The sequence below is a fragment of the Pseudarthrobacter sp. Pseusp20 genome, assembly GCF_059492155.1.
On the sequence record NZ_CP168521.1, the window covers coordinates 2482768 to 2505310 of the forward strand.

Here is a 22543-nt window from a genome sequence, read left to right on the forward strand (position 1 = left end):
GGGAATGCGTTTTCCACCGCTTTCTTGCTGCGTGCTGATCTGTTGACAGCTTAGCTCTTATCCATTCTGCGGGCGGCCCAAATCTCACGTTTTGGACGCAATTTCCCCTTTTGTGAATCACCGTCACGAAGGGTTGAGTTAATCTGCTCGAATGGGCCCGTGAGCAATCATCTGCGCATATGGCGGGGCCGGGACAGCGCCCGCGGCGCGGTATGATATTCGGAGGCCAACGCCGGGCGTGCATCCCTATCGCCGTCCGGGGTTTCCCGACTGTTGCACGCACCTGAAGCATTTTCTCCCTTCTTGCCGTGCCCGGGTCCGGGCCGCACGACCGGAGCTGCACTGCCAGCCTCAACTGCCACACAGAACGGGTGACTGCCACCGTGAGCACAACAGATACGCCGCTGAACGCATCCCGGGCCTCCGGCGCCGGGTTTGCCCGTAAGGCCAAGGCGTATCTCGCCCTCACCAAGCCGCGCGTGATCGAACTGCTGCTGGTCAGCACCCTGCCCACCATGATTTACGCCCAGCGGGGCTTCCCATCCATCGGACTGATCCTCGCCACGCTGGTGGGCGGTGCCTTTGCTGCGGGCAGCGCCGGGGCCTTCAACTGTTACATCGACCGCGACATCGACAAGCTGATGCACCGCACGGAGAACAGGCCGCTGGTCACCGGTGAAGTCACCCCGCGCGAGGCGCTGGTCTTTTCCTGGCTGCTGGGTGCCGCCTCGATCGTGATCCTCTGGTTCGGAGCCAATCCGCTTTCCGCCTGGCTGGGGCTGGGTGCCATCTTCTTCTACGTGGTCATCTACACCATGATCCTCAAGCGGCGCACGGCGCAGAACATTGTCTGGGGCGGTGCAGCAGGCTGCTTCCCGGTGCTGATCGCGTGGGCTGCCGTCACCAACTCTGTTGAGTGGCCGGCGGTCGTCCTGTTCATGGTGATCTTCCTGTGGACCCCGCCACACTACTGGCCCCTGTCCATGCGTTACGGCGAGGACTACCGGAACGCCAACGTCCCCATGCTCGGTGCCATCGCCGGCGCCAAGGTGGTGTCCGTCCAGGTGGTCCTGTACGCCTGGGCCATGGTGGCCTGCTCCCTGCTGATGATTCCTGCGGGTGGGGCCGGCTGGGTCTACACCGTAACCGCAGTCCTGGCCGGCGCGTGGTTCCTCTATGAATCCCATGCCCTGTATTCGCGCGCCCACAGCGAGGACATCCCGGACAAACGCGCCATGAAGGTCTTCCATGGCTCCATCAGCTACCTGACGCTGTTGTTCATCGCGCTGGCGGTGGACCCGTTCGTCGGGCATGCAATCATGGCCGGCTAGGCCCCAGGGCGCAGATCCCCGGCGCACATCCCCGGCCCAAGCCCATCGGCGGCCCCCACCTGAGTGGTGGGGGCCGCCGTTTGCGTTAACCGGGATCGAAACCGATATGACATTTTTGTCATATCGGTCACTTTAAGTGTCATCCATCATGACCAGCTGCTTACGGTGGGGTGGACCCTTCCCTCGATCAAAGGAATAATCCATGGAAGTCCGTCCCTCCACAATTCCCGCCCCCAGCCACAGCCCGCCGGGAGGCAGGGGAAGCCGTGGCCGCTTCACCTTCCGCCGCCCGCCGTTTGCTGCCCATTTGGGCGCCGACGTACCCGCATCCCTGGTGGTGTTCCTCGTGGCCCTCCCGCTCTCGCTCGGCATCGCAGCCGCGTCGGGAGCCCCCATCATGGCAGGCCTCATCGCTGCAGCCGTGGGCGGGATCGTGGCCGGAAGCCTGGGCGGCTCACCGCTGCAGGTGAGCGGACCCGCGGCCGGGCTGACCGTCGTCGTGGCCGGGCTGGTCCAGGAGTTCGGATGGCAGGTGACCTGCGCCATCACCGCGGCCGCGGGCGCCGTGCAGCTCCTGCTGGGCATCAGTCGCGTGGGCCGGGCCGCCCTGGCCGTCTCACCGGTGGTGGTCAAAGCCATGCTCGCCGGCATCGGTGTCACCATCATCCTGCAGCAGGTCCACGTGCTTCTCGGATCCCGGCCGGCAGGCTCGGCCCTCGAGAACCTTGCGGCACTGCCGGCAGCCATCACCAACCTGGAACTGCACGCGGCCCTGCTGGGACTGGCCGTCGTGGCAATCCTGCTGTGCTGGAAGTTCCTGCCCGCCACGGTCCGGCGTGTTCCGGGCCCCCTGGCCGCCGTCGCGGCAGGAACCGCACTGGCCGTGGCCTTTGCCCCCGGTGTTGAGCGCATCTCCCTTGATGGCTCCATTTTCGATGCCATCGCCCTGCCGCAGCTTCCGGATAGCAACTGGCGCGCGTTCGCTTTTGCCATCTTGACCATGGCCCTCATCGCCAGCATCGAGTCCCTCCTGTCGGCCGTGGCCGTGGACAAGATGCAGACCGGTCCGCGGACCAACCTGAACAGGGAGCTCATCGGGCAGGGCACCGCAAACATCGTTTCCGGGTCCCTGGGCGGCCTGCCCGTGACGGGCGTCATTGTCCGCAGCGCCACGAATGTGGAAGCGGGAGCGGCTTCCCGGACATCCGCAGTGCTGCACGGTGTCTGGGTTCTGGCTTTCTCTGCCCTCTTTGCCGGGTTGATCCAGCTGATCCCGCTGGCCGTCCTGGCCGGCCTGCTGGTGGTTATCGGCGCGCGGCTGATCAAGGTGGCGGACATCCGGACCAGCCTGCGCACGGGAGACCTCACCATTTACGCGGTTACCCTCATCTGCGTGGTGTTCCTGAACTTGTTGGAAGGAGTCATGATCGGCCTGGCCCTCGCCGCTGCCAGTGTGCTGTGGCGTGTCCTGCGGGCCCCCATCCAGGCGCACCGTCCCGCCGCACCGCCGTCGCCCTGGCGGGTGACCATCGCGGGATCATGCAGCTTCTTCGCGCTGCCAAAGCTCAACGGCGTCCTGCAGTCGGTGCCCGCCGGCGCGGACGTGGTGGTGGAGCTCAACGCCGACTATGTTGACCATTCCTTCCGGGAAGCCCTGTTGGCCTGGCAGCTCCAGCACCAGGCCGCCGGCGGCACGGCGAACCTTGAGGAGCACGGCAACACGGTGTTCCGGGACGCCGCCCACCAGGCTCCCCGGCGCGAGGAAGCCACCGAGTTGCCCCTTCCGCCAAGGAAGGAGCCGTTGTTGCAGGGCGTCAACAAATACCACCGCCGGTTTGCGCACCAGGTCCGTCCGCTGGTGCATGACCTGACGGAAGGACAGAACCCGGACAGCCTGTTCGTGGGCTGCATCGATTCGCGCGTCAATCCGAACCTGATCACCAGCAGCGGCCCGGGGGACCTGCTCACGCTGCGGAACATCGGCAACGTGGTGTGCGCCAATGGCCAGGACGCCTCAACGGATTCTGCCCTGTCCTTTGCCGTCAACGGCCTGGGAGTGCAGTCGGTCGCCATCTGCGGGCACTCCAACTGCGGCGCCATGAAGGCGCTGTTCGCAGAGGCCGGCGGCGAAGACAACAGTTCGCTTGGTCCGGCATTCGGACAGTGGCTGGACCACGCCCGGCCCAGCTACACGGAGCTGCTGGCAGGGCATCCGGTGGGCCGGCAGGCGGCGGCGGCGGGTTACGCCCGGGTGGACCAACTGGCGATGGTCAACGTGGCCGTGCAACTGGCCAAGCTGCAGGACCACCCGGTGACGGGCCCGGCGCTGGTGGAGGGAAAGGTGCAGGCAACGGGCCTCTTCTACGACATTGCCACCGCGCAGGTCCTGCAGATCACCGCCACGGGGATCCGGAACCTTGACCCGGCCGGCGGGTCCGGGCTTCGGATCAACGCCTTCGCTGAACGGTAATTTCCCGGGACGCCTGCAAGGCGGCGAAACATACAAAGGCGGTAAAACGCAGGCGCCCCGGCCCCATCCCGGGCCGGGGCGCCTGCGCGCTGTACGGGTGGGCGGGCGCCTACTTCGCTGCCCTGGATGAGTCCACGGCACTGGAACGGGCGATGTCCCAGGCGTTGGTCGATGCCGCCATCAGCAGGGCCGCGCCGAGCATGTGGGCCGCTACCAGCAGCGCCGGAATACCGTTGTAGTACTGCGTAAACCCGATCACCGCCTGGAGCACGGTGACGCCAAGGAGGGCCAGGACGGCCGTCCGGAAGGGGCCCGTAATGCGGCGCCTGATGACCAGGACCAGGGCCACTACAGTCCCGGCAGTCACCAGGTACGCGGGCACGGCATGGATGTGGGAGAACAAATCCCAGTCCAGGTCGTTGCGGGGAGCATCGGCGTCACCGGCATGCGGGCCGGCCCCGGTGACCACCACACCGAGCATCACGGCGACGGCGGAGAAAAGCGCGACGGCGGCCGTCACCGGGCGCAGGGGTGCGGGCAGGGCGGCGGGCCGGGTGGCAAGGAAGCGGCCGGTCCGCCCGAAGGCACGGTTGACCAGCAGGGTGGCGAAGACCACCAGCGCCATGGAGACCAGGAAGTGCAGGCCCACCACCCACGGGTTGAGGTTGGTCAGCACGGTGACGCCGCCGATCACGGCCTGGGCGGGGATGCTGGCCAGCAGGCCCAGTGCCAGGAGGAAGAGGTCCTTGCGCTCCTTCCGGAGGTTCCACAGGTACACCAGCATCAGGGCGGCGACGGCGGCCAGCGCGAACGTCAGGAGCCGGTTGCCGAACTCGATGAAGCCATGGATGCCCATCTCCGGAGTGTTTACCAGGGAGTCGGAGGTGCAGCGGGGCCAGGTGGGGCAGCCAAGGCCCGATGCGGTGAGGCGGACGGCGCCGCCGGTGACCACCAGAAGCGTCTGGCCGATCAGGGAGGCGACGGCGAGGCGGCGGATGCGGACGTCCACGGTGCGTGGGAGCCGCGAGGCCAGGCGGCCGGCGAGCTGGGGGAGGCGTGAAGCCGTGGACACGGTTATCTCAATTCCACTTGAACCAACGGATGGCTGCGGCGCCGGCGATGACCGTCCAGAGCAGCAGGATGAGGGCGGCGCCGCCGTTCACGGCCCCGTCCAGGAAGGCGGCCCGCATCGATTCGCCCAGGGCGCCGGAGGGCAGGAAGTGCACGACTGCCTGCGCGGCGGCAGGCAGTCGCCCCGCGGGGATGACGATGCCGCCCATGGCGCCGAGGAGGATCCACAGCAGGTTGGTGATGGCCAGCGTGGCTTCCGGCCGGACTGTCCCGGCCACCAGCAGCCCCAGCGCGGTGAAAGCCGCCGCGCCCAGCGCGAGCAGCGCCAGCCCCGGGAGCCAGCCCGCCGCCGTCGGCTGCCATCCCAGGGCCAGGGCAACCACGCCAACCACCACCACCTGGAGGCACAGAACGGCCAGGACCGACAGGACTTTGCCGGCAATCAGGCCGCCGCGGCCCAAGGGGGTGGTGGACAGGAACCGGAGTACGCCGTAGCGGCGGTCGAAGCCGGTGGCGATGCCCTGGCCGGTGAAGGCCGTGGACATCGCACACAGGGCCAGGATTCCGGGAACGGCCACGTTGATGCGGCTGGATCCCATTCCGTCCAGGAACGGGGTGACCGTCAGGCCCACAAGTGCCAGCAGCGGCAGCACCACTGCCAGGATCAGCTGCTCGCCGTTCCGCAGCATTGTCAGTGCCTCGTACTTGCCCTGCAGCAGGACCCGGCGCAGCAGGGGCGCCGGCTGCTGGGCCTCCTGCATTGCTGCGGTGCTCATCGGATGTCCTTTCCCGAGATATCCAAAAAGACGTCTTCAAGGCTACGCGCCTGAAGGCTCATTGAGGCGGGCATGATTCCCTTCGCCTCCCACCACCGGGCCAGGGCGGAGAGGTGCCGGGGCGTCAGGGCGCCGGTGATGGTGTAGCTGCCGGCACGGGGTTCGGAAACGTCCACGTCATCCGGCAAAGCGGCTGCCAGGTCCAGCCCGGGCGGGGCTTCGAACACCAGCGTCCGGATGTGCCCGCCGTCCTGGTCCGCAACGGGGCTGCGCTGCAGCAGTTCCTGCACGGTCCCTTCGGCAACGTTGCGGCCGCCGTCGATGATGTACACGTAGTCCGCCAAGCGCTGGGCGTCGTCCATCAGGTGGGTGGTGAGGATGATCCCCATCCCACTGTCACGCAACTCGGCGATCAGGTCGAACACCAGCTGCCGGGACTGCGGGTCCAGTCCGGCGCTGGGCTCGTCCAGGAACAATACTTCGGGCCTGCCCACCAGGGCGGCGGCGAGTGCCAGGCGCTGTTTCTGGCCGCCGGACAGCCTGCGCACGCTGGTCCGGCTGAAGGAGTCGATGCCCAGCCTGCCCACCAGGTCTTCCAGCGGCCACGGGCGGGCGTACAGCCCGGCGATGTGCCGCAGCAGCGGCAGGGGCCGGGCCGACGGCGGGAGGCCGCCGTCCTGCAGCATCACGCCGACGCGGGACCGGAGGTCAGCGCCTGCCGCCGCCGGGTCCTGGCCCAGCAGCGAGATGGTGCCGCCACTGCGCTTTTGCAGGCCCTGGGCGCATTCGAGGGTGGTGGTTTTTCCGGCACCGTTGGCGCCGAGGAGGGCGGTTACCTGTCCGCGCTCGGCAACGAGTGAAACGCCGCTGACAACCCTGAGCATCTTTCCGTCCAGGCTGGAAAGGGGGCCGACGTCCTTGATGAGCCCATGGATGGACAGAACGGGGGACTGGGGGGATCGCACCACAGTATTCTACGGGATGTAGTATTTAGCACCGTCCCCCGGGCCTGTGCAGCTGCCTGGCATAGGTCAGCCTGCCCTTACTGGAGTGCGGGACTAAATTACGACATGATTGTGTTGTGTATTCCATGACCAACGCTACTGCCGTGCCTGCGCCCGGGCCTGTGGCTGATGCCGACGAGCGCACCCGGGACCGGGTCCTCGCTGCCGTCCTGGAGCACGGGCCCGTCAGCGCGGCCGAACTGGGCGACATGCTGGGATTCACCCCGGCCGCCGTCCGGCGCCACCTGGACCACCTCTCGCGTGCGGGCGTCATCGAGGTCAAGCGGGTGGCCAAGCCCGGCGCGGGTGCCGGCCGTCCGGCCCGCCGCTACGTCCTCAGTTCACAGGGCCAGTCCAGCCTGGGCAACGACTACCTGGACATCGCCGCCCTTGCGCTCCAGCAGCTGCAAAAGATGGCAGGCCCGGACGCGGTGCGCGCCTTCGCCGAGGAGCGCTTTGCGGACATGGAGCGGCGCTACGCACCCGAAATCGAGCAGGCCGGCCCGGACATCCGGGACCGCGCCACCGCACTCGCAGCGGCGCTGACCCGCGACAACTTCGTGGCCTCCGCTGCGTCCATCGAGGCAAAGGCACCGCTGCCCGCGGCGCTTTCCAGCGTGCAGCTCTGCCAGGGCCACTGCCCCATCCAGCAGCTCGCCGCCCGCTTCCCGGTGTTCTGCGACGTCGAGACCGAAGTCTTTTCAAGGCTGGTGGGCGTTGACGTCCGCCGCCTCTCCACGCTGGCCCGCGGCGGCCACGTCTGCACCACACATATTCCTACAGGCAGGCTGCCTGCCAACCCGGCCACGGTGCCGGCGGCAGCCCCCGCCAGCCTGGACGAAGTAATCAACCATCAGCAAGAAAGGCCGTGATGACGGACCAACTATCAGAGAAAGCAGTCGCCGAAAACACTGTGATCTCGGAGATTCTGGAAAAGAATCCCGAGCTCCACGGCATCGGCAACTACGAGTACGGCTGGGCTGACAAGAACGATGTCGGCGCCAATGCCCGCCGTGGGCTCAACGAAGAGGTAGTCCGGGACATTTCGGCGAAGAAGAGCGAGCCGGAATGGATGCTCGACCTGCGCCTGAAGGGCCTGAAGTATTTCGACCGCAAGCCCATGCCCACCTGGGGCGCGGACCTCTCCGGCATCGACTTCGACAACATCAAGTACTTCGTGCGCTCCACCGAGAAGCAGGCTGCCACCTGGGAAGACCTGCCCGAGGACATCAAGAACACGTACGACAAGCTGGGCATCCCCGAGGCCGAAAAGCAGCGCCTTGTTTCGGGTGTTGCCGCCCAGTACGAGTCTGAGGTTGTTTACCACCAGCTGCGGGAGGACCTTGAGCGGCAGGGTGTCATCTTCCTGGACACCGACACCGCGCTGAAGGAACACCCGGAGATCTTCCAGGAGTACTTCGGCACCGTCATCCCGGTAGGCGACAACAAGTTCGCCTCGCTGAACACCTCCGTCTGGTCCGGCGGCTCGTTCGTGTACGTCCCCAAGGGCGTCCACGTGGAGATCCCCCTGCAGGCCTACTTCCGCATCAACACGGAAAACATGGGCCAGTTCGAACGCACGCTGATCATCGCCGACGAGGACTCCTACGTCCACTACATCGAAGGCTGCACAGCGCCGATCTACACCTCGGACTCGCTGCACTCCGCCGTCGTGGAGATCATCGTCAAGAAGGGCGCCCGCGTCCGGTACACCACCATCCAGAACTGGTCGAACAACGTCTACAACCTGGTGACCAAACGTGCCATCTGCGAAGCAGGCGCCACCATGGAATGGATCGATGGAAACATCGGCTCCAAGGTCACCATGAAGTACCCGGCCGTGTACCTCGTAGGCGAAGGGGCCAAGGGCGAGACCCTGTCCATCGCCTTCGCCGGCGAAGGCCAGCACCAGGACACCGGCTCCAAGATGGTGCACATTGCGCCGAACACCAAGAGCTCGATCATCTCCAAGTCCGTTGCCCGTGGTGGCGGCCGCGCCGCCTACCGCGGCCTGGTCCAGATCCGGGAAGGAGCCAAGCACTCGGCCAACACCGTGCGCTGCGACGCCCTCCTGGTGGACACCATTTCCCGGTCTGACACCTACCCGTACATCGACATCCGCGAGGACGATGTCCAGCTGGGACACGAGGCCACCGTTTCCCGCGTCAGCGAGGAACAGCTGTTCTACCTCATGTCCCGCGGCATGCCCGAGGACGAGGCCATGGCCATGATCGTGCGCGGCTTCATTGAGCCGATCGCCCGCGAACTGCCCATGGAATACGCCCTCGAGCTGAACCGCCTCATCGAACTCCAGATGGAAGGATCCGTCGGTTAATGACTGCCGAAGCAACTACCGAAAAGGCGCGCGTCGGCGCACCGTCGATCGCCGGTTTCACCGAGGAGGGCGAGCACCTCGTCGCCTCCAAGGTGGACCGCCACCACAGCCACGGCACACAGGTCATGGCCTCCCGCGCCGAGCGGCTCACCAGCCATGACGTGGCCGATTTCGCCCTGCCCAACGGCCGGGAAGAGGAATGGCGCTTCACCCCGGTGCGTGAACTGGCCAACCTGCTGTCCGATACCCCGTCGGAGGCCGGCGCCCTTGGCGTTACGGTCGAGGCACCTGCAGCCGTGGTCCAGCGGACCCTCCGCGCAGGTGAGGCCCCCCGTGGCGCCACCCTCGTCCCCGCCGACCGTGCCGCCGTCGTGGCTTCCGCGAACGCCGGCGACGCCCAGCTCATCTCCATCCCGGCGAACGCCGAGTTGGACGAGCCGGTGCGCCTGGTCCTGACCGGCAACGGCGCAGGCCGCCGGACCAACTCCCACGTGGTGATCGAAGCCGGAGTCAACAGCCGCTCCGTCGTGATCATCGAGCACGACGGCACCTCAGACCACAACGGCAACGTTGAGGTCCTGGTTCGCGAAGGCGCCCACCTCACGGTGGTTTCCCTGCAGCTCTGGGGGGACGACGCCAAGCACCTGGCACAGCATGACGCCGAGGTTGCCAAGGACGCCGTGTACAAGCACATTGCCGTAACTCTTGGCGGCAAGATCGTGCGCCTGAACTCCAACGTCCGCTTCGCCGGGGAAGGCGCCGAGACACAGCTCCTGGGCCTTTACTACGCCGATGCAGGCCAGCACCTGGAGCACCGTTCCTTCGTGGACCACAACGTGGCCAACTGCAAGTCCAACGTCCTCTACAAGGGCGCGCTGCAGGGCAAGGGTGCGCACACGGTCTGGGTTGGCGACGTGCTGATCCAGAAGCAGGCCGAGGGCACCGACTCCTACGAGAAGAACCAGAACCTGGTCCTGACTGACGGCTGCCGCGCGGACTCCGTGCCCAACCTCGAGATCGAGACCGGCCTGATCGAGGGTGCCGGCCACGCCAGCGCCACCGGCCGGTTCGACGACGAGCACCTGTTCTACCTGATGGCCCGCGGCATCCCCGAGGATGTTGCCCGCCGCCTGGTGGTCCGCGGCTTCCTGAACGAGATCATCCAGCAGATCAAGGTCCCGGCCCTCGAAGAGCGCCTGACCGATGCCGTGGAACGCGAACTCGCGGCAATCGACTACTAGAGACAGGCAGGCAGGAACGTATGAGCGGCAAACCCAAGGGTGAGCTGGTGTGCAGCGCCAATGACATCCAGGTCAAGCAGGCGCTGCGCATCCTGGTGGACGGCTACCCCGTAGCCGTGGTCCGGGACTCGATGGGGGACATCCACGCCATCGGTGACACCTGCTCGCACGCGGACATTTCCCTGTCCGAAGGCGACGTGGAAGGCTGCGCCATCGAGTGCTGGGGGCATGGTTCCCAGTTCGACCTGCGCAGCGGCCAGCCGCTCCAGCTCCCCGCCTACGATCCCGTGCCGGTCTTCGCCGTCGAACTCGACGGGGACGACGTCTACGTGGACGTCACCAACGTTTTGAACGGCGCAGCAGTAGACAACTACTGAGCGCCCGCAGCACCAGACTTACGAGCGAAAAGAAAGAAGAGCATGTCAACTCTTGAGATCAAGGACCTGCACGTCAGCATTGAGACGGAACAGGGCACCAAGGAGATCCTGAAGGGCGTCAGCCTGACCATCAGGACCGGCGAGACGCACGCCATCATGGGCCCCAACGGCTCGGGCAAGTCCACCCTCGCGTCCACCATTGCAGGGCACCCCCGCTACACCGTCACCCGCGGCACCATCACGCTGGACGGCGAAGACGTGCTGGCCATGAGTGTTGACGAGCGCGCCCGCGCCGGCGTCTTCCTGGCCATGCAGTACCCGGTGGAGGTTCCGGGCGTCACCATGACCAACTTCCTGCGCACCGCCAAGACCGCCATCGACGGCCAGGCGCCCGCCCTGCGCACCTGGACCAAGGACGTCAAAGCCGCCATGGAGAAGCTGCGCATCGACGCCGACTTCGCCCAGCGCAACGTCAACGAAGGCTTCTCCGGCGGCGAAAAGAAGCGCGTGGAGATCCTGCAGCTGGAGCTCTTCAAGCCCAAGTTCGCCGTCCTGGACGAGACCGACTCCGGCCTGGACGTGGACGCGCTCAAAATTGTGTCCGAGGGCGTCAACCGTGCGCACTCCGAGGGAAGCATGGGCACGCTGCTCATCACGCACTACACCCGCATCCTGCGCTACATCAAGCCTGACTTCGTACACGTGTTCGTGGACGGACAGGTTGTCGAGGAGGGCGGCCCCGAGCTGGCCGACCGCCTCGAGGAAGAAGGCTACGACCGTTACGCCAAGGGCGCCGGCGCAGCCACCATCGCGGCTGCCGCCGCAGCACAGGCCTAGTAAGGACTTGTCATGACCGAAATCAAGCCGGGCCGCACGGCCCTGGAGGACGTCGAAGAGGCGCTCAAGGACGTCATCGACCCTGAGCTTGGCGTCAACGTGGTGGACCTGGGCCTCCTGTACGGCCTGAAGTACTCCGATGACGACGGTGCGCTCCTGATCGACATGACGCTCACCACCGCAGCCTGCCCGCTCACCGACGTGCTCGAGGAGCAGGTGGGCCAGGCCCTGGACGGCGTCGTTGACGACTGGCGCCTCAACTGGGTCTGGATGCCGCCTTGGGGTCCCGAGCGGATCACCGATGACGGCAAGGACCAGATGAGGGCCCTCGGCTTCAACATCTAGAAAAAAGTACGACGACGGCCGGTCACCTTTCCCGCGAAAGGTGACCGGCCGTCGTCGTACCCCGTTCCATCGAGGTTAGAGGGTGGCGGCGCTGAAGGTGTCGCACTGCTTGATGTCGCCGGTCTGGTAGCCCCGGCTGAACCACCGCTGGCGTTCCTCACTGGAGCCGTGTGTCCAGCCTTCGGGGGAGACACGTCCGGTGGCTGCCTTCTGGATCCGGTCATCGCCCACTGCTGCGGCCGCCGACAACGCGTCGTTGACGTCCTGCTGGGTGAGCGGTTCCAGGTAGGGCTGCCCGGTGGACGGGTCCGGCGTGGTGGATGCGTACTTGGCCCACAGGCCTGCATAGCAATCCGCCTGCAGTTCCGTACGGACGGAACCGGACTCCGGTCCCTGCGGGTCCTGCTGCGCCCGCTGCAGATCGCCCAGCAGGTTCTGGATGTGGTGGCCGAACTCGTGCGCCACTACGTATTCCTGGGCCAGAGGTCCGCCTGAGGAACCGAACCGGTCCACGAGTTCCTGGAAGAAACCGGGATCAAAGTAGGCGGTAGTGTCCGTGGGGCAGTAGAAGGGCCCTACTTCGGAGGTTGCGGCCCCGCACCCGGTGTTGGTGCCGCCGCTGAAGATCACGGCCTCCGGGCGGGGGTACTGCACGTTGTACTGCTTCAGGTAGCCGGGCCAGAACGCATTGAGGCTGTTCACCGTGCCGGTGATCCGGCAGTCCAGGCGGGCATCGGCGTCCGCTCCGGTGGTGCAGGCCGGTGCCGTGCCCTGGGACTGTCCGCCGGCACCGTTGTCCACCAGCCCGCCGAGCATGTTCGGGTTGATTCCCAGCAGGAGCGCAACGAGCAGCACCAGGCCGCCGCCGATTCCGCCGCCGATTTTCACGCCGGTGCCCATGCCCCTACGGTCCTGGACCTGGGAAGGATCAAGCTGCACGTTGTCATTGAAACTCATATCGTCACAATACCCGCGGGCCGGGGGCTCAACCCGTGGCGGCCGGTAAAGTTGGTCCGTGCCTTTCCTCGACAAGATCCAGCTCTGGGCTGGGCAACGGCCGCAGGACACTGCCGTGGTGATCGCGGGCCGGCGACTGGACTGGGCGGAGCTGCTGGATGCCGCCGCGGGTCTGGTGCCGGAGATGAAGTCCGTCAGTACCCTGTGCGAGTCCAATTCGGTGGACTTTGCCGTGAAGTTCGCAGCCGCCGTGGCCGGCGGCCGCCAGTGCGCGGTCCTGGACCCTTCGTGGCCCGCACCGCTGCAGGAGGATATTGTCCGGCGGGTGGAGGCATGCGCCGTTCCGGCCCAGGTCTCCCCGGACGACGTGCTGGCCGACGGCCCGCCTGGCTCCAGCTTCCTCATCGGCCTCACTTCCGGCACTACGTCTGTACCCAAGGCGTTTACCCGCTCCCGGCGGTCATGGCAGCAGTCCTTCGACGCTTCAATCGAGTTTTTCGGGCTTCGCCAGGACGACGTCACCCTTGCGCCCGGGCCGCTGGCTGCCAGCCTGAACCTCTATGCCCTGGCCGAATGCCTCTACGCCGGATCCGAGTTCCAAACACTGGAGACGTTCGACGTCGGCGACGTCCACGCTGCCATCACCCACGACCGGGTCACCCGGCTGGTCCTGGTGCCCACCATGCTGCGGATGCTCAGCGAACGGGGGATGACAGGGTGCGTGGACGCCTCCGGAATCCGCACCATCATCTGTGCAGGCTCCAAACTCGATGCCCGCACCCTGGAAGCGGCACGGCGCTGGGCGCCGAACGCCACCATTTATGAGTACTACGGGGCCTCCGAGCTGAGCTTCGTCTCCGGCCTGGGCCTGGCCGCGGGACAGGTTCCGGCGGCTGGCGGTACGGGAATCGGGCGGCCCTTTCCCGGCGTGGACGTCCGGATCCTGGATGACGACGGCGGAGAGGTTCCGGATGGCGGCTACGGCAACATCTGCGTCCGCAGCGGCATGGTGAGCAACGGTTACCTGTGGGGCGACGACGGCGAGGCGCTGCGGTCCTTCGGCGACTGGTACACGGTGGGGGACCAGGGCTACCTTCTGGACGGCGAGTTGCACATCCTTGGCCGGCGCGCGGACATGATCCTTACCGCCGGAAGGAACGTCTACCCGCACGAGGTGGAACTGGCCCTGGCGGCAGTCCCGGGTGTGGCGGCAGCGGTGGCCGCCGGCGTGGCTGACGATCTGCGCGGCCAGCGCGTGGTGGCGGGGGTGGTTGCATCCCATGGCGGGCTGACGGCCACGCAGCTGCGCGCCGGCCTGGAGGACATCCTGTCCCGGCACAAGCGGCCCCTGCAGTACTACCTCCTGCCGGAACTTCCCACCACGGACCGCGGCAAGGTCAGCCGGAACCTGCTGCTGGAGTGGATCAACACCCGGGATCCCAGGGTACGGCCCCTTGGTGGCTGACGCGGTGCACGCTGAGCTCCTGCCACCGGACCGCCAGCCGGTGATCATCGCCGCCCGCCGCACCCCGGTGTGCCCGGTCAACGGAGCCCTGCGCACCCTGCGGGCACATGAACTCCTGGCCCCGGTGCTGCGCGCGCTCGTCTCCGAACTGTCCTTGGATCCGGACTCCGTTGCCGACGTCGTGATCGGCAACGCGGTGGGCGGCGGCGGAAACGTGGCCCGGTTGGCCTTGCTGGAGGCGGGTCTGCCCGTCACCGTACCCGGGATCACCGTGGACCGGCAGTGTGGCTCAGGACTGGACGCCATCGTCCTCGCGGCCCGGCTCGTGGCGGCAGGAGGCAGCCCCGTTTACCTGGCTGGGGGAGTGGAGAGCACCAGCACCGCGCCCCTGCGCGCCAACCGGAGGGACGACGGCGGCCCGGAGTTTTACGCCCGCGCCCAGTTTGTGCCGGCCAGCTACGGCGATCCGGACATGGGTACCGCCGCGGAAACGGTGGCCGCGGAATACGGAGTCGGCAGGGACCGCCAGGATGCCTTCGCCCTTGCCAGCCACCGGAAGGCCCTCACGGCGACCCGGGACCGGCGTTTCGCGGGCGAACTCGTGCCACTGGCCACCGCTGCCGGGACCGTCTCCGTCGATGGCGGGCCGCGGGCCGGCCTGACCCCCGCCATCATGGCAAGGTTCCCGGCCGCCTTCGTGCCGGGAGGAACCGTTACCGCCGGAAACTCCTGCTTCGACGCGGACGCCGCCGCCGCCGTCGTCATCACCTCCCTGGAGCGCGCACGCCGGCTGGGGGCACGCGACGGCCTGGTGGTGCGCGGCACCGGCACAGCCGGCGTGGCCCCCCAGGTACTGGGGATCGGTGCTGCCCCTGCCGCGCGGGAGGTGCTGGCCCGTGCCGGGGTGTCAGCCGGCGAGGTGGACCTGGTGGAATTCAATGAGGCGTTCGCGTCGCAGGCACTTGCCTGCCTGGACCAGCTTGGCATCGATCCCGAGCGGGCAAACCTCGACGGCGGTGCGTTGGCTCTGGGGCATGCCTACGGTGCGTCCGGGGCCGTCCTGGTGACGCGGCTGCTGGCCCAGGCGAGGGGCGCCGGCACGCCGGGAACCCTGGGGCTGGCGATGATCAGCATGGCGGGCGGCATGGGGACCGCGGCACTGCTGGAGTACCGGCAGCTGGCGCCAGCCTGATCTTCAGGGGGGCTGTGTCAGTCCTCGGCCTCGCCGAGGCCGCGGGCGGCGAGCGCTTCGCCGGTTTGGCGGGCGTAGGCCACGGAGGTGATGAACACGGGCAGGATCAATGCGCGCGGGTTGCGCTCCAGGCCCCGTGCCCGGGCGGAATCGCGGACGTCGGCGAACGTGCCGGCAATGAACGGGATGCTGCGGAGCATGATGCCAATAGTCAGGGCGAAGCGTTCAGGATCAGCGCCGAGCCTCCTGAACGGACGCGCCAGCCGGACAACGCCATCCAGGAGCTGTTGAATGGGTGTGGTGGCGGTGAGCAGGGACGCCGCCACCACGCAGACCAGGATGTTCAGGACGATCCGCGCCGCAGTGGGGCCGCCGAGCTGCCACCACTGGAAGAACCCGATGGCCAACAGCACTGGAGCCAGCGGCCGGACGGCTCCCCAGATCCGTCTCGCGCCGGCGCCTGCCAACAGGAACAGTCCGGTGAGCATGGCCAGCACGGCAGCGGAGATGCGCCAATCCACGATGACGAAGGACGCCAGGCCGCAGGCAAACACAAGCCCGAACTTCAGCGCCAGCGGTGCGCGGTGAAGAAGGGAGTTGCCTGGCACGTAATTGGCCAGGAGGAATCCGTGGCCCCTCACGGAGCGTCCCTGCCTGCCGGATTCAGCCCCTGCAGGCACCACGAACGGTAGGCTGCCACGGCTTCGCCAGGGGCGCCGTCGAATGCCACGCGGCCTGCTTCGATGACCAGGACGCGGTCCATTTCCAGTGCCAGGTCCAGGTCATGGGTGGACATGATGATCTGCTGGTCCAGGTTGGCCAGCGTCCGGCGGAGCAGCTCACGGTTGCGCAGGTCAAGGAGGGTGGAGGGTTCATCCAGGACCAGGACCGCAGGGTTCACTGCGAGCACGGCGGCGAGCGCCATGAGCTGGCGCTCACCGCCGGACAGCTCGTAGATGCTCTGGTCGGCCAGGTGCAGGAGCCCCAGCCGTTCGAGCGCCTGGCCGGCCTGGCGGCGCCGCTCGGGGCCGTTTTTCACGGAACGGCGCAGGGAAAGCTCCACATCCTCCCTGCCGGTGGGCATCACCAGCTGGGAGAGGGGATCGGTGAAGACGAAGCCGACGTTCCGCCTGACTTTCCGCACGGCACGCACTGTATCGTCGCCGTCGACCGTCACCGTGCCGGTGGTGGGCTGGATGAGCCCGTTGACCAGGCGCAGCAGCGTTGACTTGCCCGAGCCGTTGGCGCCGATGACGCCCACGCGTGCCTCCTCCAGCCGGAGGGTCACCGCGTCAAGGAGGACTTTGGGCTGTGCGGAGTTCTCCGTTTCGACGGCGACGGACGCCTGGTCAAAGGTCACTGCGGGCATGGCGGGAGGTCCTAGGCGCTTTCGGACGCGGCGGTACGCCGGCGCACGCGGCGGACCAGGACGTCGGGGAAGGCGCGGTGAAGGGCGACGGCGATCGCGGCGGCGAGGACATTCTTGATGATGTCGCCCGGGTAGAAGACCAGGTCGCTCAGGAAGGCCTGCTCCAGGGTGGCCTTGGAGTTCAGCGCGATGCCCAGGATGCCCAGCGAGTGCACAACCACGATGCTCGTGGCCGTGGCAGCCACGAAGAACCAGAGGGCGCGGGCCTTGGTGGTGCGTTTGATCACCACGGTGGCCAGCCATCCCACGACGCCTGCGGCGATGGGGAAGGCGATGATGTAGCCGGCCGAGGGTCCGGCGAGGATGCCCAGGCCGCTGCGGCCCTGGCTGAAGATGGGCAGGCCGGCCAGGCCAAGGAGCGTGTAAAGCCCGACGGCGGCGAACCCGCGGGCGGGGCCCAGCACCAGTCCGGTGAGCATGACGGCCAGGGTCTGGAAGGTGATGGGGACGCCGAAGCCGTTCAGGGCCAGTCCGGGCACCAGGGCTGCGCCGGCCACGAGGGCGGCAAAAACGGCGATCAGCCCAAGGTCAGTGCCGTTCCAGCGGCGGCGCTCCGTCCGCGGGCTGTTCTTGGGGGTGGTCTCGGTATTGCTCATGGTGGTCCTGTCGGGGTTGTACAAGCGGAATCTAATGTACAGCCGACGCTACCGGGGTGGAACACCGCCCATTTTGTAGGGGATCTACTAAACCGGGCCGCGCCTGCCTCGGGCTGGGCACAAAGAGCCCTCGGTCACGGGTCTTGTCGCTTCTTCCGGCGCGTGAGGCCCCCACTGTTGATCGTACCGACGAGGCTCCTATCCACTGGTGGCTGCACCTCTTCCACCGAACGGTTGTCAGACTTTGTTGCGGGAGTCTCCCGGCTTCTGGGTCTCGGGGGAGAACCCCAGGAGCAGGTGACGACACCGGCGGCGCCAGGGCGTGGCCCCCGTCCTACCGGCCTCACGTCGAATCGTGTAGGCGCCGCAGGCGCAGCTGGCCGGCGCGTATGCCACTGCCATGCCGGCGTACCTTGGTCCTCATGCCCCCATCTGCTCCGATGTCTCGAAACCCTCCGTCCAGAAAACCACCGGTTTGGAGACGATTTGATGTGTAGCGGTTAGGGCACCTTCACCGTGCATATCATCGTGCGGGGTAAACGTGCATAGGGAGGCCAGCGACGGTGCCGAGGGAAGAATCTTGCCTGGCCGCGCGCTCGGCCACCGGCTTACGGGCGGTACATCGTCACTTCCCCAGGCTGAGCCAATGCGCACTGAGATATCCCTGCTCGTCGTCGTGACAGGATCGACGGATGAACCTAACACCACTTCCAGACGTTCGTGCGGAGCAGGGAAGCGCGTCCGCACGGGACGCGGCCGGAATCTGGGCTCGCGCTACCGCTCTGCGGGATCAACTCCCCGTAATTCCAGCGGTCGACGACAAACTGCCGGGTATTGAATCAGCGCTTGCCCCTGACGGGGCGCTGCTACTAATGGCCCGTACTGGTGATCGCGCGATGGCGTTCTCGATCGTCGTTCCTCGACTGGATGTTTTGGAAGTGCTCTATCTAGCAGTTGACCCGGAAGCCTGGGGCAACGGTCTTGCGCGCCAACTCCTTGATCATGTCCGACGCCACTCGCTGGACGTGCAGATTTCTGTGGAGCTTTGGGTTATCGCTGACAACACGAGAGCCATCGCCTCCTACGAAAGTGCCGGCTGGATTCCAACGTCCGACGTTAAGGTTCGCAACTCGCCGGGCCGGCCGGAACGCCGCTACATCCTGTCCCCGTAAGGGATCGTCAACCGGACGGCTGTGAGAAGCTGAGCGAATGATTCTGGAGCACGCGATCCTCCCCGTCCGTACCGGCAGCGAGTCGGATTTCGAAGAGGCATTCCGGGTGGCGCGACCTCTGATCAGCAGGCAGCCGGGGTTCCGCAGTCTTTCGATTTCGCGGTCGATCGAGTCCCCAAACCTGTACCTTCTCCTCGTTGAGTGGGATTCGATGGAAGCTCACACCGACGGCTTCCGTGGGTCCGCCGACTACGAGCAATGGAAGGGCCTGCTGCACCATTTCTACGACCCGTTCCCGGTCGTTGAGCACTTCACAACGGTGCGGTAGCCGATCCCCTTGCGGACAGCCAAACTCGTCTCCTGGTCCGTCTGGATCTGTCTCATGACTCGGGTAAGTAAGAGTCCCGGTGTTTCGAGGTGCAGAGGCCTTCGAAGCACCGAATGGGCCCAATTGAATGGGCCGCTGCCCCTCAGTCGGATCCATACCCGGGCGGTCGCCTTTGGTGAAGAACACGATCCTGCACGAACGTCCATCGCCTCATAACAGAGTGCAGCGAGATCCTTGGTTGGCCCGGGGCCATGCTGACCCGACGTCGGGTATTCAGCGCCTGGTCTCGTACCTGGTCAGCAGCACGCCGTCGGGAAACGGCCGGGTCTCCACCAGGCTCAGGTTTACCCAGTTGTCCAGGGCGGTGAAGAACGGCGTGCCGCCGCCCACCAGGACCGGATGGGTGACGAGCACGTAGTCGTCGATCAGCCCGGCCCGCATGGCCGCCCCGGCGAGTGTGGCACCGCTGATGTCCATGGCGCCGCCGTCGCCGGCCTTGAGCCGGGTGATTTCGGTGACCGCGTCACCGGTGACCAGGCGGGTGTTCCAGCCGACCGTGCTGATAGTCGAGGAGAACACTGCCTTCGGCATCTCCCGCCAGCGGTGGGCGAACTCGATCTGCGCCGGTGTGGCGCCAGGCTGCTGGTCGGCAGTCGGCCAGTGGGAGCTCATGGTCTCCCACAGTTTGCGCCCGTACAGCGCCAGCCCGGTCACCGCAACCCGGTCCGACCACCATTGGAACAGCTCGTCGCTCGGTACGCCCCAGCCGAGGTTGTCCCCGGGCGCGGCAATGTAGCCATCCACGCTCATGTTCATGGCGAAGGTGAGGTTGCGCATGGCGATAGTCTCCCGTCGTTCGGTATTCGCTGTACAGACCGGCGGTTGACGGAGGTGGACCCGTGTGCGCTCCGCAGGCGATAGGAAGTGCCGGAACGGATCACCAGCGGTAGTCCATACACCGCTGCAAACATCCAGCAGAACTGTCAATTCAGACGAAAATGGCTTCGTGCTGAAAATGCTTTTTAGCAGGCCTCCACAAAATCGAAGTCTATGCAATAACAATGTGGAACTGCTGTGGAAACCCGAAGAATACGTTCCTTTTGACGTGTAGGGGCAGGGATTAGGGGGAGCCCGGGATTGTTTCGGATGCCCCCAGCAATGACACTGAACGAACTGATAATTGGCGGTGGCATTGGACTCCGGGGAGCTAAATTGATTTATAGTCCGTTTTTCCACAGGGGCGAGCGTGGCAATAGTTCCAGGAGGGCCGCGCTTTTCCAATTGCTAGGACTTGATCGCTTGGCTTGCGGCCTCCTGACAGCGATGTTGGTTGTGCTGGCTGCTCTGGCAGTGCCGGTCCCGGCGTCGGCTGCCACCGGTGATGTTGGTGTTGAAGGTCCATCGCATACAGGAACGGACAGTCCCACGGGCACCAAGCGGGCCACCAGTTCGCTGTGGTTCACCGACGGCTCCTGGTGGGGCAACCTGTGGAGTTCGGCCACGTCGGATTTCCACATCTTCAGGTTCAATGCCGCGACGGGTTCCTGGGTGGATACGGGTGTGGCAACTGATCCCCGCCCAAGCACCCACCACGACGTGTTGTGGGACGGGAAGACGCTGTATGTGGCCAGCTACCGGTTCGTTAACGACGAGCTGCCGGCTGAGCCCAACTACCCCACAACATTGCGCCGCTACAGCTATGACTCGAGCACCAAAAAGTACAGCCTGCTAAGTTCCACCCAGATCAACAACTCCAAAGTTGAGGTCCTGACCATCGATAAGGACACCACTGGCAGGGTCTGGGCCACGTGGCAGCAGGGAAACAGGATCTACCTCAACGTGACCGCCACGGACGGCAAAACGTGGGGAACCCCCTTCCAGCATCCGGCATCGATGAGCAACGTCTCCGTGGATGACACGTCGGCCGTCATCGCGTTCGACGGGAAGATGGGCGTCATGTGGAGCCGGCAGGTCGGCGACTCCACCGATGGCATGTACTGGAGCTACCACGTCGACGGCGCCTCGACCACGTCCTGGAGCACCCCCGTTGCGGCAGTTTCGGGCCAGAGCAGCAGCGATGACCATATGAATCTGAAGTGGCTGGACTCCTCGGGTGGCAGGGTTTTCGCCGCTATCAAGACGTCCTACACGTCAGCATCCCAGCCCCTGATACAGCTCCTGGCACTCAGTGGAACCACGTGGTCGGCGCACACGATCGCAACCGTGGCGGAGTGTCCCAACCGCGTGATCGTGATGATTGACGAGAGCACCCAGCGGCTGCGTACTTTCGCCACCTATCCGAAACCTAGCGGCACGACGGATGCCGGTGTCTGCACCAGTACGGGAGGCGCGATCTACGAGAAGTCCACGCCGCTGGACAAGATCAGCTTCACCACCACCAAGACAGCCCGCATCGTGGACGCCGACCAATATGTGCACAACGTGACCTCGACCAAACAAAACCTCAACAGTGCCGACCGTGGCACGGCGAACAGCGGCCTGCTGGTGCTTGCGGATGCGAATGCGACCAGCCGGTACTGGCACTACTACGATCCGACCGGCGGCGGCAGCACTGATACGGCAGCCCCCACCGTGACGGCGACGTCTCCCGCTGCCGGTGCCACGGGTTTGGCAGTGGCGGCGAACGTGACCGGGACGTTCTCGGAGGCCATGACTGCCTCGACGATTACAGCGAACACGTTCACCTTGAAGACGGGGACGACGACGGTGCCGGCCGCCGTGTCGTACAACAGCACAGACAAAGTGGCCACATTGAACCCCAGTGCCGACCTGGCGGCCGGTTCGACGTACACGGCAACCATCACGGGCGGCGTGGCCGGGGTAAAGGATGCAGCAGGCAATCCTCTGGCATCGGACAGGACATGGACCTTCACCACGGCTGCGCCCGCACCCGCGCAGACTCCCATTGCGGTGAAGGCGGCGTCACTCAACGGTGGGCTGGGAGCAGCCACCACCCCGGAGATCTACGGCCTGAAGGACAACGGCGGATACCAGTGTTTTGAACGCGGATGCATCCTCTACTCGCCGGCAACAGGGGCCCACATCTCGGTGGGGGCGATCCGCAGTCTTTGGGCGGCTACAGGGTTTGAAAACGGCGGGCTCGGATACCCGGTCACCGACGAAGTGGGCGGGCTCAGGGACGGCGGGGTGTACCAGAACTACCAGGGCGGCGCCATCATCTGGTCGCCGGCAACAGGGGCCCACATCTCGGTGGGGGCGATCCGCAGTCTTTGGGCGGCCACGGGGTTTGAAAACGGCGGGCTGGGATACCCGGTCACCGACGAAGTGGGCGGGCTCAGGGACGGCGGGGTGTACCAGAACTACCAGGGCGGCGCCATCATCTGGTCGCCGGCAACAGGGGCCCACATCTCCGTTGGCGGCATCCGTTCAATCTGGGCCTCCACAGGGTTTGAATCAGGCCGCCTCGGATACCCCACCAGTAACGAATACGCGACGGGCAATGACGGAAGCGTGGCCCAGAACTACCAGGGCGGCGTTATTCACTGGAGCCCGACCCGGTCCTACATCTCATGGTTCTGAGGACCGGACCGGCGCGTTGTCCGTTTGGTGGCCTGGAACCCCCTGCGACTTGGTAA

At 66.1% G+C, this 22543-nt stretch carries 21 protein-coding genes; 13 read left to right on the forward strand and 8 right to left on the reverse strand.

Features of this window, described 5'->3' with window-relative positions:
• Positions 1-371 precede the first annotated feature (371 nt).
• Both ACEN9K_RS11415 and ACEN9K_RS11420 read left to right on the forward strand, forming a co-directional pair.
• Positions 372-1331 carry a heme o synthase gene (locus ACEN9K_RS11415; protein WP_018772117.1) on the forward strand — a complete coding sequence of 320 codons (960 nt, stop codon included), beginning with the start codon at positions 372-374 and terminating at the stop codon, positions 1329-1331.
• Between the two features lie 202 nt (positions 1332-1533).
• Positions 1534-3801 (forward strand): SulP family inorganic anion transporter, encoded by a 2268-nt coding sequence (locus ACEN9K_RS11420; protein WP_495634437.1) that lies wholly within the window; start codon positions 1534-1536, stop codon positions 3799-3801.
• 109 nt (positions 3802-3910) lie between these two features.
• On the opposite strand, the gene ACEN9K_RS11425 is transcribed toward ACEN9K_RS11420, so the two are convergent.
• The 3 genes from ACEN9K_RS11425 to ACEN9K_RS11435 are packed head-to-tail and all read right to left on the reverse strand — an operon-like array spanning position 3911 to position 6613.
• A complete protein-coding gene (locus ACEN9K_RS11425; RefSeq protein ID WP_018772115.1) occupies positions 3911-4873 on the reverse strand; it encodes a COX15/CtaA family protein in 963 nt (320 codons plus the stop codon).
• A 7-nt stretch (positions 4874-4880) separates the two neighbouring features.
• Positions 4881-5648: an ABC transporter permease gene (locus tag ACEN9K_RS11430; protein WP_018772114.1), complete on the reverse strand. Its 768-nt coding sequence runs from the start codon at positions 5646-5648 to the stop codon at positions 4881-4883.
• A complete protein-coding gene (locus tag ACEN9K_RS11435) occupies positions 5645-6613 on the reverse strand; it encodes an ABC transporter ATP-binding protein (RefSeq protein ID WP_056390246.1) in 969 nt (322 codons plus the stop codon). The genes ACEN9K_RS11430 and ACEN9K_RS11435 overlap by 4 nt, the downstream gene beginning before the upstream one ends.
• A 125-nt stretch (positions 6614-6738) precedes the next feature.
• Between ACEN9K_RS11435 and ACEN9K_RS11440 the strand changes: the two genes are divergently transcribed.
• From ACEN9K_RS11440 to ACEN9K_RS11465, 6 genes are read left to right on the forward strand one after another with little or no spacing between them, the layout of a single operon-like run.
• Complete coding sequence (locus ACEN9K_RS11440; protein WP_495634438.1) at positions 6739-7524, forward strand: helix-turn-helix transcriptional regulator; 786 nt, start codon at positions 6739-6741, stop codon at positions 7522-7524.
• Positions 7524-8987 (forward strand): Fe-S cluster assembly protein SufB, encoded by a 1464-nt coding sequence (gene sufB / locus ACEN9K_RS11445; RefSeq protein WP_018772111.1) that lies wholly within the window; start codon positions 7524-7526, stop codon positions 8985-8987. The genes ACEN9K_RS11440 and sufB overlap by 1 nt, the downstream gene beginning before the upstream one ends.
• The gene (gene sufD, locus ACEN9K_RS11450; protein ID WP_018772110.1) at positions 8987-10228 is read left to right on the forward strand and encodes a Fe-S cluster assembly protein SufD; all 1242 of its coding nucleotides are present in this window, start codon (positions 8987-8989) and stop codon (positions 10226-10228) included. Before sufB ends, sufD begins: the two co-directional genes overlap by 1 nt.
• Positions 10229-10248: 20 nt before the next feature.
• Entirely contained in the window at positions 10249-10605 is a 357-nt protein-coding gene (locus ACEN9K_RS11455) for a non-heme iron oxygenase ferredoxin subunit (protein ID WP_018772109.1), read from the forward strand.
• Positions 10606-10647: 42 nt separating this feature from the next.
• A complete protein-coding gene (gene sufC / locus ACEN9K_RS11460; protein ID WP_144599710.1) occupies positions 10648-11442 on the forward strand; it encodes a Fe-S cluster assembly ATPase SufC in 795 nt (264 codons plus the stop codon).
• 12 nt (positions 11443-11454) lie between these two features.
• Positions 11455-11787 (forward strand): metal-sulfur cluster assembly factor, encoded by a 333-nt coding sequence (locus ACEN9K_RS11465; RefSeq protein WP_018761278.1) that lies wholly within the window; start codon positions 11455-11457, stop codon positions 11785-11787.
• Positions 11788-11862: 75 nt separating this feature from the next.
• Here the strand turns inward: ACEN9K_RS11465 and ypfJ are convergent, their stop codons facing one another.
• Positions 11863-12744, reverse strand: coding sequence for a KPN_02809 family neutral zinc metallopeptidase (gene ypfJ, locus ACEN9K_RS11470; protein ID WP_144599711.1), 882 nt, complete (start codon positions 12742-12744; stop codon positions 11863-11865).
• 58 nt (positions 12745-12802) lie between these two features.
• Here ypfJ and ACEN9K_RS11475 point away from each other — a divergent pair, with 58 nt between their 5' ends.
• Together ACEN9K_RS11475 and ACEN9K_RS11480 are read left to right on the forward strand one after the other, a co-directional pair.
• Positions 12803-14209, forward strand: a complete 1407-nt coding sequence (locus ACEN9K_RS11475; RefSeq protein ID WP_478223392.1) for a class I adenylate-forming enzyme family protein — start codon at positions 12803-12805, stop codon at positions 14207-14209.
• The gene (locus ACEN9K_RS11480; protein WP_488314627.1) at positions 14202-15401 is read left to right on the forward strand and encodes a thiolase family protein; all 1200 of its coding nucleotides are present in this window, start codon (positions 14202-14204) and stop codon (positions 15399-15401) included. Before ACEN9K_RS11475 ends, ACEN9K_RS11480 begins: the two co-directional genes overlap by 8 nt.
• A gap of 17 nt (positions 15402-15418) precedes the next feature.
• Here the strand turns inward: ACEN9K_RS11480 and ACEN9K_RS11485 are convergent, their stop codons facing one another.
• The 3 genes from ACEN9K_RS11485 to ACEN9K_RS11495 are packed head-to-tail and all read right to left on the reverse strand — an operon-like array spanning position 15419 to position 17426.
• A complete protein-coding gene (locus tag ACEN9K_RS11485) occupies positions 15419-16042 on the reverse strand; it encodes an energy-coupling factor transporter transmembrane component T family protein (RefSeq protein WP_056390257.1) in 624 nt (207 codons plus the stop codon).
• Positions 16039-16770 carry an energy-coupling factor ABC transporter ATP-binding protein gene (locus tag ACEN9K_RS11490; protein ID WP_478223390.1) on the reverse strand — a complete coding sequence of 244 codons (732 nt, stop codon included), beginning with the start codon at positions 16768-16770 and terminating at the stop codon, positions 16039-16041. Before ACEN9K_RS11490 ends, ACEN9K_RS11485 begins: the two co-directional genes overlap by 4 nt.
• Before the next feature lie 11 nt (positions 16771-16781).
• Complete coding sequence (locus tag ACEN9K_RS11495; protein WP_478223389.1) at positions 16782-17426, reverse strand: biotin transporter BioY; 645 nt, start codon at positions 17424-17426, stop codon at positions 16782-16784.
• Between the two features lie 692 nt (positions 17427-18118).
• On the opposite strand from ACEN9K_RS11495, the gene ACEN9K_RS11500 reads away from it, so the two are divergent.
• Positions 18119-18598 carry a GNAT family N-acetyltransferase gene (locus ACEN9K_RS11500; RefSeq protein WP_495634439.1) on the forward strand — a complete coding sequence of 160 codons (480 nt, stop codon included), beginning with the start codon at positions 18119-18121 and terminating at the stop codon, positions 18596-18598.
• A gap of 37 nt (positions 18599-18635) precedes the next feature.
• Positions 18636-18926 carry an antibiotic biosynthesis monooxygenase family protein gene (locus ACEN9K_RS11505; RefSeq protein ID WP_018771176.1) on the forward strand — a complete coding sequence of 97 codons (291 nt, stop codon included), beginning with the start codon at positions 18636-18638 and terminating at the stop codon, positions 18924-18926.
• 273 nt (positions 18927-19199) lie between these two features.
• On the opposite strand, the gene ACEN9K_RS11510 is transcribed toward ACEN9K_RS11505, so the two are convergent.
• Positions 19200-19763, reverse strand: coding sequence for a dihydrofolate reductase family protein (locus ACEN9K_RS11510; protein ID WP_018771175.1), 564 nt, complete (start codon positions 19761-19763; stop codon positions 19200-19202).
• Positions 19764-20249: 486 nt separating this feature from the next.
• Between ACEN9K_RS11510 and ACEN9K_RS11515 the strand changes: the two genes are divergently transcribed.
• Positions 20250-22487 (forward strand): Ig-like domain-containing protein, encoded by a 2238-nt coding sequence (locus ACEN9K_RS11515; protein WP_495634440.1) that lies wholly within the window; start codon positions 20250-20252, stop codon positions 22485-22487.
• Positions 22488-22543 lie beyond the last annotated feature (56 nt).

What these genes read in the sequence shown, in the direction of transcription:
- ACEN9K_RS11440 (WP_495634438.1), top strand. Translation starts at nt 6,739, where the DNA reads ATGACCAACGCTACTGCCGTGCCTGCGCCCGGGCCTGTGGCTGATGCC.
- ACEN9K_RS11495 (WP_478223389.1), bottom strand. Translation starts at nt 17,426, where the DNA reads ATGAGCAATACCGAGACCACCCCCAAGAACAGCCCGCGGACGGAGCGC.
- ACEN9K_RS11500 (WP_495634439.1), top strand. Translation starts at nt 18,119, where the DNA reads ATGAACCTAACACCACTTCCAGACGTTCGTGCGGAGCAGGGAAGCGCG.
- ACEN9K_RS11490 (WP_478223390.1), bottom strand. Translation starts at nt 16,770, where the DNA reads ATGCCCGCAGTGACCTTTGACCAGGCGTCCGTCGCCGTCGAAACGGAG.
- ACEN9K_RS11465 (WP_018761278.1), top strand. Translation starts at nt 11,455, where the DNA reads ATGACCGAAATCAAGCCGGGCCGCACGGCCCTGGAGGACGTCGAAGAG.
- sufD (WP_018772110.1), top strand. Translation starts at nt 8,987, where the DNA reads ATGACTGCCGAAGCAACTACCGAAAAGGCGCGCGTCGGCGCACCGTCG.
- ACEN9K_RS11505 (WP_018771176.1), top strand. Translation starts at nt 18,636, where the DNA reads ATGATTCTGGAGCACGCGATCCTCCCCGTCCGTACCGGCAGCGAGTCG.
- ACEN9K_RS11430 (WP_018772114.1), bottom strand. Translation starts at nt 5,648, where the DNA reads ATGAGCACCGCAGCAATGCAGGAGGCCCAGCAGCCGGCGCCCCTGCTG.
- ACEN9K_RS11510 (WP_018771175.1), bottom strand. Translation starts at nt 19,763, where the DNA reads ATGCGCAACCTCACCTTCGCCATGAACATGAGCGTGGATGGCTACATT.
- ACEN9K_RS11515 (WP_495634440.1), top strand. Translation starts at nt 20,250, where the DNA reads ATGTTGGTTGTGCTGGCTGCTCTGGCAGTGCCGGTCCCGGCGTCGGCT.
- sufC (WP_144599710.1), top strand. Translation starts at nt 10,648, where the DNA reads ATGTCAACTCTTGAGATCAAGGACCTGCACGTCAGCATTGAGACGGAA.
- ACEN9K_RS11420 (WP_495634437.1), top strand. Translation starts at nt 1,534, where the DNA reads ATGGAAGTCCGTCCCTCCACAATTCCCGCCCCCAGCCACAGCCCGCCG.
- sufB (WP_018772111.1), top strand. Translation starts at nt 7,524, where the DNA reads ATGACGGACCAACTATCAGAGAAAGCAGTCGCCGAAAACACTGTGATC.
- ACEN9K_RS11455 (WP_018772109.1), top strand. Translation starts at nt 10,249, where the DNA reads ATGAGCGGCAAACCCAAGGGTGAGCTGGTGTGCAGCGCCAATGACATC.
- ypfJ (WP_144599711.1), bottom strand. Translation starts at nt 12,744, where the DNA reads ATGAGTTTCAATGACAACGTGCAGCTTGATCCTTCCCAGGTCCAGGAC.